This is a genomic window from Streptosporangium amethystogenes, assembly GCF_000721075.1.
In the GTDB taxonomy this organism is placed as follows: domain Bacteria; phylum Actinomycetota; class Actinomycetes; order Streptosporangiales; family Streptosporangiaceae; genus Streptosporangium; species Streptosporangium amethystogenes.
The window spans coordinates 80602-94014 of record NZ_JOEQ01000028.1 but is presented as its reverse complement, the minus strand read 5'-3'; the positions used below and the strand labels follow the sequence as shown (position 1 = coordinate 94014).

The following is a 13413-nucleotide window of genomic DNA, read 5'->3' as shown; positions in this document are numbered from 1 at the left end:
CGCGGCTTCCTCCAGGTCTGTGTCCGCAGATGCCTGAATCACGGTACTCATCAGGTGTATCTCCTTGATCAGGAGTTACACCGAAAACCGTACAGTCCCCCTCTCGGTGAACATCCCGCTCACCGATGAAGAACGCGCCGCAGTCGACGACGGCCAGGCTGCCTTGGACCGGCTACTCGACCGCCTAGCCGAGGTTCCAACTCCTACCGGACCCACACCCCGCCAGCTCAGTATTCCGGCCGGCGCGGCACTACTGCCGATCATCACGATCCAATGAGGATGCAACCAGCAGGCAGTCAGTGCCACAGTTCAGTCCCATGACCCTGCTGGACCTTCTCATCGAGTTCGGCCGCACCGGGCAGGTCGGTCCACTCCACTGCGGCATGCCCCTGGACCAGGCCGAGGAACTCCTCGGCCCCGGCCGCCCCCACCCCGCCATCCAGCTGAAGGGCCCCGACCTCGACGGGTATCCCTACTCCTGGGCCAGCTTGGACCTGGTCGTCACCCAGCGGTCCGTCAGCGGCATCTGGATCCGGCTCCGGCCTGGCGCCTCCACACACCTACCCGCGGCCGTCCTCCCGGACTCCCAAACCCACTCAGCCACCGTCCTCCGAGAAGACTTCATCTCCGCGTTGGACGCGACCGGCTGCCCGCACGAGCTCGACCAGAACCTGACGTTCGGGACCCAATCCAGTATCCGCACCCACCCCGCCGACGTCTGCGCGGTGTTCTTCCCACCACACAAGGACGAGCACGTTTCCAACCGTGAAGGCCTCTATCTCGGCGTGATCCACAAGCACATCGCTTGACAACTTTGATTCCACATAATGATCTTGTTGACGGTGCCCTCGACCGCGCCGCTGCTGTAGGGCAGTGTCAACCCGGCGGTGACCGCGGCATGGTCGCGACGTAGGCCCGTGGCGAAAGCGGCCAGATGGGGTGAGCTTCCTGCCGCGGTCGCGGCGATCCAGTCGTCGAGCAGGTGACCGTCGCGGTTGGTCATCATCGCGGCGAAGCCGCGGACATGTCCTGCGACGGCTTCGAGTTCGGGACAGCGTGCCAGGATCTGTTTCACCTGCACCTGACCCTCTGCGTCCAGACGATCGGGATGGGTCATGATCCAGCCGGTGATGTGGCGGGGGCTGGGCACCGGGCAGGGTTCGGGCTGTACTCGTCGGTGTCCGCGCAGTGGAGTCAGCCAGCCCTGAACCGCGCGCAGGCCGCCTTCCCAGCCCTGGGCTTGGAGTTCTTGGTGAAGCTGGACGGCGTTGGTGCAGCCCTCGTTCCAGCGTCGGGTCAGGTAGGGCTTGAACGCGTCCAGTCTGCTGGAGCGGTTGAGGGTCGGGGCCAGCAACTCCTCCACGCTGGTGGCGTTGGCGAATTTGCGGGCGGTACGGAAGGCCAGGCCGAGCTCACGGCTGATCGCGTTCAGCGATGCTCCGCCGTCCCGAAGCTCCTGCACTTTGGCGTATCGCTCCTGGATTCGCGCCACCAGCGGCCGCTCATTGCCGTGGGCGTCCAGCGTCTTGGGACGCTCGACGGGTTCAGCCCCGTTGTCGGTTTCACCGTCGACCCCGGGGCCTGCTTCGAAGGCTTCCTGCAAGCAGGATCGGTGAGCGCGGATCGTTTTCTCCAGTGCTTGGGCAAGGTTCCGCCACAGGTGGAAGCGATCGGCGACGTGGATGGCCTCGGAAGCCCCTTGCTGGGCGCCGTCGGCGTAGGCGCCAGCCCGGTCCCGGCAGATCACTTCCACTCCGGGATGGTCTGTCAGCCAGGCGGCCAGGTCACCGGCGGTGCGGCTGTCCAGCAGATCGACCGGGCGGTGGGTGCCCATGTCCACCAAGACGGTGCCGTAGGAATTGCCCCGGCATTTGGCGAAGTCGTCGACACCCAGCAGCGCGATCTTTCCGGCGACCGGGTCGGGCAACGCCCGCAGCATCCGCAGCAGCGTGGAACGGCTCGCCCGCATCCCGGCCAAGGCCGCCATACGGGCCCCGGCCAGCGCGACCGCGATCGCGGTGAGCAGAGCGTGCAACGCGCCGGTGCGACGGGCGTGCCGCCGCGTCAATCCGTCGGTCTGCTCAGCGAAGATCTTCCGTTCACAGGACGGCTGGCCGCAGAAGAACCGGCGCACCTCCAGCTCGACCAGAACCGGCCGTCCAGCTGGCCGAATAGACGGTGCCCTGGTGGCACAGAGCCGACCACAGATCGTTCCAGTCGGCGCTCGGGTCCGTCTCAATCTGATCCAGCAGAGCAGGGATGTCCTCTGCAGAGCCATAGGCGTGGCTGAGTTGCGACCAATCCGTCATGCAGGAATCCAACCAGGTCGATGTGACAACCGGCCCTTCCCGCCCCGGAGCGGATGACGTGACATCGTCCCCCTGCATCCGAGCACCGATATCCGGCCGGCGGCAAGCATCCACGTCGCCTACATCTGAACACTATGACGATCACTCAGACAGGACGTCCAGCGCGCTCTGAGCTCACTCTGAGTCACTCATCATCGAAAGTGGGCCAGAGCCGATTGTTGTCAGTGGGCCGCGCGGACTTGATGTTTGAATGAATCATGACCGCGAGATATGACGGCCAAGCCGAGTGGTACGACGACTACATCGGGCTCGGTGCCGCCGCCAACATCGCTGACATAGCCGATCTTCTAGGCCCCGGTGAAGGCCTGTGTCTGGACGTCGGCTGCGGCACCGGCCTCTACCTCGATGCCATCCGATCCACTGGTCGAACCGTCGTGGGCCTCGACCGCTCGGCCGACCAGTTGCGCCTCGCCCGCCGCAGGGACGGCGCCCCGCTCCTTCAGGGCGACGCGACGACGCTCCCGTTTGCCGCGGACACCTTTGGCACCGTCACCGCGCTCTGGGTCTCCACCGATATCGGCGACTTCGCCGGGCTGATCAAGGAGGCGGCCCGAGTGCTGCTTCCGGGCGGGCTACTGCTGTTCTACGGGGTGCATCCCTGTTTCAACGGGCCGCACATCGAGCTCCGTACCGACGGAGCGGTGGTCATCCACCCCACCTACCGGCTCAAGGGCTGGCACAAGCGCTCGCCGTGGTGGCGCGAAGGCGGGGTCCGAGACCGGGTCGGCATGAGCCACGTGCCGCTGCCCGACCTGATCAACGCGTTCATCGACGCGGGGCTGAGCATCGATCGGCTCTCCGAGCCACGCGAGCACCCCGTCCCATCGGTGCTGGCGGTAAGGGCGTTCCACCGAAACTGACGTGATCGCCCTCAGTGGGTGGCCGACCCCCCACCGGCTCACCCGCAAGTCGTGACCTGCGAAAACGCTCTCGTGAGACGCATCCGAACGGAAAGTCACGGTAAGCCGCTCAACTCTGCTCTGCTAACGGGACTTTTCGAGCGTGGCAGGCCCAACCGGGCCGTAGGTCAAGAATCACAGTTCCGATGCTCGTCATGCCCCATTACCGTGGCCGTCGTCTGGCAACGAGCATCCGCCGGCGACTGGATCGCCTACGCCGCAGACCTCATCCGCCGCACCACCAATAGAGAACACCGAAGGGAAGTCATGACCGATATCGCCTGGCTGGGACCCGCCATTGACGTCCGGCCCGTGCTCGCCGAACAGCAGGACGCGTTCATCGACCTGCTGCGCCAACTCGACGCCGAGGAGTGGAACCAGCCAACGATCTGCCCCGGCTGGAACGTCAAAGATGTCGCCACGCGCGTGCTCGGCGACCACATCGGGCGCCTGTCCACCCACCGCGACGGCTTCCATGTCCTGCATCCACGAGACGGCGAAGCCTTCCCCGGCTTCCTTGATCGGATCAACGAGGAGTGGGTGATCGCTACCCGCAACATCAGCCCGCCCATGCTCATCGAACTGCTGTCGACCTTCGGCAACCAGATCGTGCAGTTCTGGCAGACCATCGACCTGGACATCCTCGGCGGCCCGGTGCGCTGGGCAGGCCCCGACCCGCATCCCTACTGGCTGGACGTTGCCCGCGAATACACCGAGTACTGGACCCACCAGCAGCAGATCTGCAATGCCACCGGACGCATAGGACTTACCGCCCCGTACTATCTTGGCCCCGTCATTGACACCTTCTTGCGGGCACTACCTCACACACTGCACGACATCACCGCCGCACCAGGCACCGCTGTCCAGGTGATCGTGACTGGACCCGGCGGTGGCACCTGGACCTGCGTCCGCAGCCCTGAACGCTGGAGGCTGCAACACCAACCACACCCCTCGGCCCGCCGCACGGCTCGAACTCGACACCGACACCACCTGGAGGCTGTGCAGCCGCGGCATCACCCCCGAGCAGGCGGCCGAACACGCCCGCATCGACGGCGACCAACACCTCGCGACAGCAGCCCTCCACATCGTTTCGATCATCTGGTCGCCCCCAAACCGCAAGGCATTCGGAGCGTTCTGATATCCGATGCCGCCAGAGCGCGCCTCAGCCACCGAGGTCGCCGACCTCGTCAACCGGGCCCTCGACTACTGATAGTGAGGCGGAGCCGGTACGGGGAGGTTCCACCAAAGAATCTTGAACTCGGGTCTCACGATGGGGCCTTCTCAGCCACCTAATTCTGTGAAGGGCGGAACAGGAGGGCTAGATGGCGTTGAAGCGATCGGAGGCGCGGTGGATCGAGAACAGGCATCCGGGCACGTCGGACCCGCACCCGGACCAGACCCACGGGCTGACTTCCAGACCTTCATGAAGGACCACTACCGGTACTTCTTCAAAGCACTGATGGCCATCGGCGCGACCGAGGAGCAAGCACACGAAACGATCGGGGAGGTCACCGCGGACATGATGCAGAAGCAGTCGTGGGACAGATTGAAGAACCCCAAGGCGTGGATCCGCAAGGCCGTACGGCACACCTACTACAGCAGCCGACAACGGGAACGAGAGCGGCCCAACCGGGAGATCAAGGGCTGCTTCGTCACACCCGACTCCTACATCGACCACGGCCTGAACGTCTGGGAGGACGAGCAGTGGGTGAAGCAGATGCTCGACGCACTGCCAGAGACACAACGCGCCGTCGCCGCACTCATCTTCGATGACCACAAGCACAGCGAGATCGCCGAACTGCTCGGTAGAAGTCCCGATGCCATCCGCCAGAACCTGGCACATGCCCGCAAGCGGCTGAAAGCGAATCTGGGCAAGGACTACCGGATCGACCCGGCCTCGCGTCCAGCGCCAGCTCCCCAGGAGGAGGACACTCTGTGAACACCGACGACTCTCAGCAGGAGGAAACGGTAGGCCAAGCCTTCGCCGACTACCTCAACCTGGTGGACGAAGTGGTCGCCAAGATCAGCGACGCCGACATCGAGGCCAGGATCAGCCGTGCGATGGGCCACGGTGCACAAAACAGCACGCCAGTCTCCGAGCCCCATACAGGTCCGGCTCAGAGGGACTTCTCGGACACCAGTGGCCCCGGCGCATTCGGTGAGTCGGGGGTGCGGGGGGAACTTGTCGGGCCGTGGACCGACACCGTGCTGGCCGCCGGTACCGCCCTCCCGCGTCGTGCCGGGGTGCTTCTTGCCCGAAGCCGTACCGCGGACAGAGTTGTGGGGGACTCGGGATCGCGGATAGTTCCCAGCGGCGACCTAAGGATGATGAGTGACGGTGGCCGCCAGGAGGTCCGGGCCGTGATCGCGGAGTGGCGAGAGCAACTGAGCGCGTGCCCGGCAGGGGCGTTCGGTGCGGAAGGCACGGCGATGGTCCTGGGGATGGTGGCCACACTGGCGGAGACTTTGATCGCAGATCGGGACGAGCGCGCCGCCTTGGACCTGGTCCGGGCTGCTTCCCCGCATCTGAGGTCCCTGGGCCATCGCCACCCGGCCGCGTTCGAGGTGCGGCGTGTCCGGGCCGAGGCCCTGTCCGAGCTTGGCTGGCGCCGGCAGGCCGAGGCGATGCTGCGTGAGCTGAGCGAGGACGAACAGAGGGTGTTCGGCTCCACCGCCCCTCGGACGGCGCTGCTGTTGCTCTGGGCGCTGGTCGGCCAGGGCCGGTTGCGGGAGGCCGAGGACGGGTTCCGCTCGTTGGAGGATCGTCTGACCCGGTCACCGGGCGCCGACACGCGAATGCTGCTGCATGTGCAGTGCAGAAGCACCTGGCTGCGTGGACGGCTGGGACGGGTGGATGAATCGGTGAGCGACTATGCCCTCATCATCTCCAACCGAATCGATGAGCTGGGCGAAGACCACACCGACACCCTTGACGCGCGGCACTCCCAAGGGAAGATCCTCGTCGTCGCCGGACAAGGGGCACAGGCACTCCCCCTCCTGCGGGACCTGGCGGATGACCGCGCGCGTGTCCAGGGAGACCGTCACCCCGACACGCTGGAGACCCTCAAGTACCACAGCCTGGCCAAGGTACTGGTCGCGCCGGGTGACGACCGCGTCGTCGACCGTGTGATCCGTGACCTTGTCGAGATCGACCGCATCCAGCGAAAACGACATGGCCGGCGCCACCCCATGCGGCAAGACACAGCCGCACCACTCCGCACCCTTCTCCGCGACGAACCGATCTCCGGCCTGTGGCACGTCCCGATCGCGGACGAAGAACAGCGCCGGACCGTCCCGTGGTCGCGCTCCAGTGGTACGTCCCGCAACACCCGGTCGACTCCCGAACAGATAGCGAGGTAAGACAATGAAGCTTGGACTGCTCACGGCCGCGCTCGGCCAGATGTCCCTGGAACAGATTGCTGCCTGGGCGCCGCAGGTCGGATACCAGGCGCTGGAGGTGGCGGCCTGGCCGGTCGGCAGCGAACACGTCCACCAGGCTGCCCACCTAGACGTGGTCGGCCTCACCGCCGACGAGGTCGCCCGCGTAAGCGAGCTGATGGACGGCCACGGCCTGACCATCTCCGCGGTGACCTACTGCGGCAACAACCTGCACTGCGATCGGGCCGAACGTGACCGCGTCCACCGGCACCTGCGGGCCTGCGTCGACGCGGCAGCGGCCCTGGGCGTCCGGCATGTCACCACCTTCATCGGACGCGATGTCACCCTGCCGGTGGCCGACAACCTCAAGCAGGCCGAGCAGTACCTGCCCCCACTGGCTCGGTACGCGGCCGACCGCGGCGTGAGGCTGCTCGCCGAGAACTGCCCGATGGAAGGCTGGCACCCCGACGGATACCCCGCCAACCTCGCCTACTCGCCCGAACTGTGGGACTGGATGGCCGACCTCGGCTTCGGCCTCACTTACGACCCCTCCCACCTGCCCTGGCTCGGCATCGACCCGCTCGACGCACTCGAACACGCCCTGCACGCCGGTATCGTCGGCCACGTCCAGGCCAAGGACATCCAGATTGACGAGCGGGCACGCACTCGCTACGGAGTCTTCGGCAAGACAGCCGGACGTACCTCACCCACCGATGTCGGATGGTGGCGCTACCGCGTTCCCGGCCGCGGACAGCTCGACTGGAACCAGATCATCGACGCACTCTACGCAGCCGGATATGACGGCGACGTCGCCGTCGAACACGAAGACCCCGTATGGGGCGGCACACTCGACAAGACCCTGCAAGGCATGCAGATCGCCGCGCACACCCTGCGACCCTTGATCGTCACCGAGCCGGGCCTGAGGAACCGGCAGACAGCCACTGGCGCTGAAAAGGATCGTGATCTCGGAGGCGATCAGCCTTCGGCTGACGCCGGCTCGGTGATGTCGGCGTCACCGTGATCGCGGAGCACGCACGGGACGCTGGCGGGGATGAGTGCCGGCCTTTCTTCTCGCCGGTGGTGACGAGCCGTGGGGGCGAGAGTCACGCAAGCTCAGTAGTGCCGGTGAGCATTTCCCTGTGTGTGCTGCGGTGGCTAAGCGCCGCGCTGACGCCCTGCGCATCGACCTGCTGCACGAGCCTTTCGTGGTTTCAGAGGGGTTTGTCGGATTTTGCCGATGTTCGGAAAGGAAGGATGAATGACGGCCATGCGGCCCGCCGGCGACGCCGAGCCTCCTGCCCAGGAGCCGCCCGGCGTCTTGGAGTCCTCCCCCTGGATCGGGGAGGTGGCGCGGATGGTCCGGGATGTTGTTGACAGCACTCCCCGGACCATCCGCATGTGCATCCTGATCGCGGTTGCAGCCGCGTCATGGGCCTACTTCAGGTAGCCCCGATGCACCGGTAACACGAGGCCCCAGGCTAAGTCCCTGCCGAAACCCCGATGCCCGATTTAGCAAGATCGCGGGCATTCGATGGTGGAAGACAGAGATTGCCCTGGGGCCTTCGCCGTCCGTATCACCCTCTCGATGGTGGACGTCTCGCGGCGCGATGCGGACGACGGCCCGCAGAGCCTTCTCCCGTGTTCGAAGAGACTCAAAGTGTCGACGCCCAGGAATCGGCAGAGCGGCTCCCAGCCCTCGAACACCAGGAAGCGATCCGCGGGCAGGCTCTTCTGGACAACGGCCACGTGACGGTGGAACGCCGCTACCGTGATCTCTTCGTCGGGCATGCCCCGCTGGAAGTTCCAGGTGTCGCCGAAGGTGGACTCTCCGAGTGGTGGCAAGGACCGAATCCCAGCCTTTTCAGCGCGGCCTTCATCGATCTGGTTCCGGTACGCGGGAATCCCGCGCCGATCACGTGTAACACGTCAGCCTCCTGCTGTTGCGGCCGCGGCGTTCACCTTTCGGCAGACGTGGACCGCGGCCTTGGCGTAGGTGTCGGACCAGCAGGGCAGCCGCACTTGTTGACGTAGAGCTGTCTGCCTGTACAAGATCACGAGAAGTGGCCACCGCGCGATGATCGAGGTGTGCACGGTCATCAGAGCCTCGATCGCGCGCCTGTATTCGCTGCGGTCAGCCGCTCGGCTCGGCGCGACGGGAGCGGGCCAGAGCCAGCCCGCCGAGGACCGCACCGACCAGTCCAAGCACCAGGGCCAAGACCGCCCCGAATACTCCGTTGCCGGTGCCGAGACCACCGTCGGCGACAGCCAGTTTCACCGCGCCGTTGAGCCCGCCGATCAGCCCCACCACCACAGCCACGATGGCTACCCCCCTCCCTCCGTTGCCGATACGACGGACGGAGCGCAGCGCCAGCCAGCCGATGACCACGCCGCCCAGCGCCACTAGTGCGGCCACACTGGCCCAGATGCGGGCAGGGGTCCCGAGGAAAGTGTCGACACCTTGGCCCGTGCATTCTGCCGCCGACGTACAGACTGGCGAGGCCGCCTGTGCGGCAAGCACTAACAGGACGGACATTGAGGACCCTTTCGGTCGGATGACGGGCGCCCGCAGTGTGTGCAGCGCGGTGACTCGGCCTATGCCGGTCGAGGTCCCGGTGACGAGCGCGAGCCCCTGGCAGGGGTTTCACGGAATTGATCATCGCGCCGTCGGGGCGGCCGCGCCTCCGACAGCGGACGGCAGCGTCTACGCAGTTCTGCGTAGACGACTCGTGCCTCGGTACGCTCGACGTCGTAGGCGGTCGCGCGTCCGGGCGGAGTGTTCCTGCGGTCTGCGACCGTAGGATCGCAGCATGGAACACCGCGTGGTGTCGTTGCGCCTGCCTGTGCCGGCGCAGGACGTGTTACTCGCGCTCTTCATCACCGTGATGCAGGTTCAGGGCACGATGGTTCGTAACGTCGGCGAGGTGGTACAGCGTCCCCTTACCGACCTCGGAAACCTGGGATATGTCCTGCTGATCGTGAGTGGCGTGGTCATTGCCGTCCGCCGCCGATGGCCGGTACCGGTGTTCGTCGCCGCCGCGCTCGCCAGCTTGGTGTACTACACCCTTGACTTCCCGGACGGACCCGGCTGGCTCGGGCTCTTCGTCGCCCTGTACACCCTCGCCGCCTACGGTGACGGACGCCGGTCGCTGGTGATCGCCGGCGTGGGTACCACGGTGCTTGCCATCGGCTGGCTGATCGCCGCGGACGACATCGAGCCACGCGCCGCCATCGGCTGGGTGTTCTTCCGGATCGGCGCGTCGGTCATGAGCGCAGCCCTCGGCGAGTCCGTCCGGTCCCGGCAGGTCATCGCGGCCGAAGCGCAGGAGCGCGCCGAGTTGGCTGAACGGACTCGCGAGGAGGAAGCGCGGGCGCGTGTGGACGCCGAACGGCTCCGGATCGCGCGCGAGGTCCACGACACCGTCGCGCACGCCATAGCGATCATCAACGTCCAGTCCGGTGTCACCGCACACGTGCTCGACAAGCGGCCGGAAGTGGCGCGCGAGGCGCTGCGTGCCATCGAGCAGACCAGTTCCCGGGCACTGCGGGAGATGCGGGCCATCCTCGGGGTTCTCCGTGACGACGGCGGTGACGACGACGGGCGGGGGCCTTACCCCGGGCTGGGGCAGATCGACGAACTGGCTGCCAAAGCACGCAAGGCGGGACTGGACATCAAGCTGGAGGAGACCTCGCCCGTGGCCCCGTTGCCCAGCGCGGTGGGAAGTGCCGCTTACCGAATCGTTCAGGAATCGATCACCAACGTGGTCCGCCACGTCGGTCCGACTCGGGTGACGGTAGCGCTGAACCCCGGGATCGAGGCCTTGGAGATCCGCGTGACCGATGAGGGCCGCCGTACCGCCCCAGTTCATGACTCTGCGGACCCGTACCTACCGGCCCCGCATCCGATCAGCGGTGGCAGCTCGGCCAAGCCCGGCTGCGGAATCGTCGGCATGCGCGAGCGCTGTCAACTGCTGGGCGGAGAACTCGACGCCGGGCCGATTTCAGGCGGCGGGTTCGAAGTCAGGGCACGACTGCCCCTCGCGCCGACCGGGTCGCGCCTATGAACACGGCAGCCGCCTCACTGCTGACCAACGCTCCGATCAAGGTGCTGCTCGCCGACGACGAGGGGCTCGTGCGATCCGGGTTCAAGGTCCTGCTCGACCTTGAGGACGACATCACTGTGGTGGGGGAAGCCGCCAACGGCGCCGAAGCCGTCGAACGGGCCCGCGCCACCCGCCCCGACGTCGTCCTCATGGACATCCGCATGCCTAAGGTGGACGGGATTCAAGCCACCGCCCAGATCGCCGAAACGCGCGGGTTGGAGCAGGTCCGCGTCCTCATCCTCACCACCTACGACACCGACGAGTACGTCTTCGACGCATTGCAAGCCGGCGCCAGCGGCTTCCTGCTCAAAGACGCCGGACCGGCCGAGCTCCTGCAGGCCATCCGGGTGATCGCCGCTGGAGACGCGTTGCTCGCGCCGCGCATCACCCGGCGCCTCATCGGCCAGTTCACCGCGCAACGAACAGCTGCCCGGGCTGCGGAAGAGCGGCTCGCGGTGCTGACCCAGCGCGAGCGCGAAGTGCTGGCCCTGGTGGGGCAGGGCCTGAGCAACCACGAGATCGGCGCCGAGTTGTTTCTCAGCCCGGCTACCGCGCGCACCCATGTCAGCCGTGCGATGGCGAAACTGGGTGCGCGTGACCGTGCGCAACTGGTCGTCGTCGCCTACCGAACAGGATTGGTCAGCCCTGCGATGTAAGGCACGGGCCACGCCGGCCGGCGACTGGGACGCCGCCCGCGAAGTCCAGCTGGAACCGCCCGAAACCGGCGTGTGCTCGGCCGATGCAGGTCGAGGTCGATCTGCATCAGCCGCGCTCGGCGGACCTGGCCGCCCTCATGCCCGGGGCCACCAGACGCGGACGCACCGCGTCACGATCCACCGCGCGACCGGTGCGATCCTCGCGCACAGCCTGTACGACGGCGAGACGTACGACGCCCGCCTGGAGCCCCATGGCTGGTCCCTGCCCGGGGCCGGGCAAGCCTGGTCTCCCGTCGAGCTGTTCGACTGGGACCCGCGCACCCTGGTCTCCCGTACGGCGGAGCCCATCCGGCGGATCGAGGAGTTCCAGCCGGTCGAGATCACCACCAGCCCGTCGGGCAAGGCCATCATCGACTTCGGCCAGAACATCGTGGGCTGGGTGCGGCTCACCGCGACCGGCGAGCCTGGTCAGACCGTGACGGTACGGCACGCTGAGATCCTCACCGGTGGCGAGTTGGATGTGCGCTCTCTGCGCACCGCGCAGGCCACCGGCCGCTACATACACGCGGGCGGCACCGCCACCTGGGAGCCGCGTTTCACCTTCCACGGCTTCCGCTACGCCGAGATCGACGGCCCCTTCGACGAGGTCAAGGCGGTCGTCGTGCACAGCGACATGGCCAGGACCGGCTGGTTCGAGTGCTCCGACGAGCTGATCAACCGCCTGCACGCCAACACCATCTGGCCAATGCGCGGCAACTTCGTCGGCCTGCCCACCGACTGCCCGCAGCGTGACGAGCGCATGGGCTGGACCGGCGACATCAACGCTTTCGGCCCGGCCGCCGCCTTCCTCTACGACGTCCGCGGCACACTCGACTCCTCCTCCTTGACGAACAGGAAGCGGGTCATGCCGATGGCGGCGAGCGGCACGATGAACGCGAGCATCACCCACGACCATCGTTTCGGCGACTTGCCGGCGTCCTTGGTCACCCATCTGGCGGAGGTGCCCGGGCGGCCACTCGCCGATGTGTGCGCGGCCGTGGACGCCTCGGTGGTCATCGGCCTCGATCCGTTCGACGACGACACTGTGCAGGCCTTGTACAGGGCGGGCGCGGAGGTCGTGCACCCCGTGTCCACGGAGCCGGGGACGCACTCGCCTATGCGCGATGCCGGTCGCCTGCAAGCCGAGTACCTGATCCACCTCGGGCACACCCGTCTCGGATACGCGATGCCCGGGGACGAGAGGCTGCGCAAGATGGCGCAGGAGCGGGTTCATGGCGTGCGTGAGGCCTGCGCCGAGGCCGGACTGGCCACTCTGGCAGTCCTGACCGCCGGAGTGGAGCCCCAGGGCGCGGTGGCTGCCGTACGGCACTGGATCGAGGAGTCGGTGACCGGTGTCTGCGCCTACAACGACGAGACAGCCTTCACCGTCTTGGCCGGGTTTCGCGACAACGGTCTCAGCGCCCCGGCTGATCTGGCCGTCATCGGCATGGACGATGTCCCTCTGGCTCTCCTGACCGACCCACCCCTCACAACGGTCCGCTTCGACCTGGAAGAGGTGGGACGCAGCCATGCCCAGGCGGTGGCCGCCAGCTTGCTAGTGGTATCTCTCGTGCTCGTACCTATCGCCCATTTCTTGATGCCGGCTGTTGTGCTGATCCCGGGAGTGGGGCCGTACCAGTAAGTGGAGGGCTGTGAGAGATGCCTGTCCTTCACTGACCTACCTGGATACCGTTCCCCCTGGCGACGACCGCTTACAGTGTGGAGTTGCCGGGCTGTATGGCGTGACTGCGGCAGGCGAGCGCGGCTGCTTCTCTTGTGGGAGGCGATGGTGACGTCACTGTTCGAGCGCGTGGCCCAAGCCGAGGCGATCGCAGCATGGACAGCCGGCGCGAGCGTTACCCTGGCGTGCTCGGCCGCGGGCACCGCCCCAGCGCCTGTCGTGGTTCAAGAGGCTGTTCCTGTCGCCCCGGCGCAGGTGTCCGCCTCGCCGCCGGCAGCCGGCCATGACAGG

At 66.7% G+C, this 13413-nt stretch carries 15 protein-coding genes; 12 read left to right on the top strand and 3 right to left on the bottom strand.

The genetic code is table 11. The annotated features are described in order from the left end of the window. Positions 1 to 106: 106 nt before the first annotated feature. Together IG98_RS49290 and IG98_RS0132015 are read left to right on the top strand one after the other, a co-directional pair. Positions 107 to 277, top strand: a complete 171-nt coding sequence (locus IG98_RS49290) for a hypothetical protein (protein WP_211264195.1) — start codon at positions 107 to 109, stop codon at positions 275 to 277. 40 nt (positions 278 to 317) lie between these two features. Continuing rightward, on the top strand, positions 318 to 809 hold the full coding sequence (locus IG98_RS0132015) for a hypothetical protein (protein WP_030920742.1): 492 nt from the start codon (positions 318 to 320) through the stop codon (positions 807 to 809). Here the strand turns inward: IG98_RS0132015 and IG98_RS0132010 are convergent. Next, positions 776 to 2278, bottom strand: a complete 1503-nt coding sequence (locus IG98_RS0132010; RefSeq protein ID WP_157594628.1) for an ISL3 family transposase — start codon at positions 2276 to 2278, stop codon at positions 776 to 778. The genes IG98_RS0132015 and IG98_RS0132010 overlap by 34 nt on opposite strands. A 288-nt stretch (positions 2279 to 2566) precedes the next feature. On the opposite strand from IG98_RS0132010, the gene IG98_RS0132005 reads away from it, so the two are divergent. The 6 genes from IG98_RS0132005 (at position 2567) to IG98_RS0131980 (ending at position 8093) form a co-directional block, all read left to right on the top strand. Beyond that, positions 2567 to 3229, top strand: coding sequence for a class I SAM-dependent methyltransferase (locus tag IG98_RS0132005; protein WP_030920736.1), 663 nt, complete (start codon positions 2567 to 2569; stop codon positions 3227 to 3229). A gap of 207 nt (positions 3230 to 3436) precedes the next feature. Next, on the top strand, positions 3437 to 4561 hold the full coding sequence (locus IG98_RS49285) for a maleylpyruvate isomerase family mycothiol-dependent enzyme (RefSeq protein ID WP_157594627.1): 1125 nt from the start codon (positions 3437 to 3439) through the stop codon (positions 4559 to 4561). Between the two features lie 130 nt (positions 4562 to 4691). After that, the gene (locus tag IG98_RS0131995; protein ID WP_030920728.1) at positions 4692 to 5207 is read left to right on the top strand and encodes an RNA polymerase sigma factor; all 516 of its coding nucleotides are present in this window, start codon (positions 4692 to 4694) and stop codon (positions 5205 to 5207) included. Continuing rightward, positions 5204 to 6628: a hypothetical protein gene (locus tag IG98_RS0131990; protein ID WP_030920725.1), complete on the top strand. Its 1425-nt coding sequence runs from the start codon at positions 5204 to 5206 to the stop codon at positions 6626 to 6628. The genes IG98_RS0131995 and IG98_RS0131990 overlap by 4 nt, the downstream gene beginning before the upstream one ends. 4 nt (positions 6629 to 6632) lie before the next feature. After that, positions 6633 to 7667 carry a sugar phosphate isomerase/epimerase family protein gene (locus IG98_RS0131985; RefSeq protein WP_084195797.1) on the top strand — a complete coding sequence of 345 codons (1035 nt, stop codon included), beginning with the start codon at positions 6633 to 6635 and terminating at the stop codon, positions 7665 to 7667. Between the two features lie 237 nt (positions 7668 to 7904). Beyond that, positions 7905 to 8093: a hypothetical protein gene (locus IG98_RS0131980; RefSeq protein ID WP_030920719.1), complete on the top strand. Its 189-nt coding sequence runs from the start codon at positions 7905 to 7907 to the stop codon at positions 8091 to 8093. 62 nt (positions 8094 to 8155) lie between these two features. Here the strand turns inward: IG98_RS0131980 and IG98_RS52065 are convergent, their stop codons facing one another. Next, complete coding sequence (locus tag IG98_RS52065; protein ID WP_425428132.1) at positions 8156 to 8392, bottom strand: sulfotransferase; 237 nt, start codon at positions 8390 to 8392, stop codon at positions 8156 to 8158. On the opposite strand from IG98_RS52065, the gene IG98_RS54945 reads away from it, so the two are divergent. Continuing rightward, complete coding sequence (locus IG98_RS54945) at positions 8285 to 8677, top strand: hypothetical protein (RefSeq protein ID WP_425428133.1); 393 nt, start codon at positions 8285 to 8287, stop codon at positions 8675 to 8677. The genes IG98_RS52065 and IG98_RS54945 overlap by 108 nt on opposite strands. Positions 8678 to 8777: 100 nt before the next feature. On the opposite strand, the gene IG98_RS0131970 is transcribed toward IG98_RS54945, so the two are convergent. Continuing rightward, positions 8778 to 9179, bottom strand: a complete 402-nt coding sequence (locus IG98_RS0131970; RefSeq protein ID WP_030920713.1) for a DUF6223 family protein — start codon at positions 9177 to 9179, stop codon at positions 8778 to 8780. A gap of 274 nt (positions 9180 to 9453) precedes the next feature. Between IG98_RS0131970 and IG98_RS0131965 the strand changes: the two genes are divergently transcribed. From IG98_RS0131965 to IG98_RS0131955, 3 genes are read left to right on the top strand one after another with little or no spacing between them, the layout of a single operon-like run. Continuing rightward, complete coding sequence (locus IG98_RS0131965) at positions 9454 to 10707, top strand: sensor histidine kinase (RefSeq protein ID WP_030920710.1); 1254 nt, start codon at positions 9454 to 9456, stop codon at positions 10705 to 10707. Further along, positions 10704 to 11402, top strand: coding sequence for a response regulator transcription factor (locus tag IG98_RS0131960; RefSeq protein WP_030920708.1), 699 nt, complete (start codon positions 10704 to 10706; stop codon positions 11400 to 11402). The genes IG98_RS0131965 and IG98_RS0131960 overlap by 4 nt, the downstream gene beginning before the upstream one ends. Beyond that, a complete protein-coding gene (locus IG98_RS0131955; protein WP_169750219.1) occupies positions 11341 to 13083 on the top strand; it encodes a family 78 glycoside hydrolase catalytic domain in 1743 nt (580 codons plus the stop codon). The genes IG98_RS0131960 and IG98_RS0131955 overlap by 62 nt, the downstream gene beginning before the upstream one ends. The last annotated feature ends 330 nt before the right edge of the window (positions 13084 to 13413 follow it).

Excerpts from the sequence above, each read along its gene's own strand:
- IG98_RS0132015 (WP_030920742.1), top strand. The coding sequence starts at position 318 with ATGACCCTGCTGGACCTTCTCATCGAGTTCGGCCGCACCGGGCAGGTC.
- IG98_RS0132010 (WP_157594628.1), bottom strand. The coding sequence starts at position 2,278 with ATGGCTCTGCAGAGGACATCCCTGCTCTGCTGGATCAGATTGAGACGG.
- IG98_RS0132005 (WP_030920736.1), top strand. The coding sequence starts at position 2,567 with ATGACCGCGAGATATGACGGCCAAGCCGAGTGGTACGACGACTACATC.
- IG98_RS0131995 (WP_030920728.1), top strand. The coding sequence starts at position 4,692 with ATGAAGGACCACTACCGGTACTTCTTCAAAGCACTGATGGCCATCGGC.
- IG98_RS0131985 (WP_084195797.1), top strand. The coding sequence starts at position 6,633 with ATGAAGCTTGGACTGCTCACGGCCGCGCTCGGCCAGATGTCCCTGGAA.
- IG98_RS0131980 (WP_030920719.1), top strand. The coding sequence starts at position 7,905 with ATGACGGCCATGCGGCCCGCCGGCGACGCCGAGCCTCCTGCCCAGGAG.
- IG98_RS0131970 (WP_030920713.1), bottom strand. The coding sequence starts at position 9,179 with ATGTCCGTCCTGTTAGTGCTTGCCGCACAGGCGGCCTCGCCAGTCTGT.
- IG98_RS0131965 (WP_030920710.1), top strand. The coding sequence starts at position 9,454 with ATGGAACACCGCGTGGTGTCGTTGCGCCTGCCTGTGCCGGCGCAGGAC.
- IG98_RS0131960 (WP_030920708.1), top strand. The coding sequence starts at position 10,704 with ATGAACACGGCAGCCGCCTCACTGCTGACCAACGCTCCGATCAAGGTG.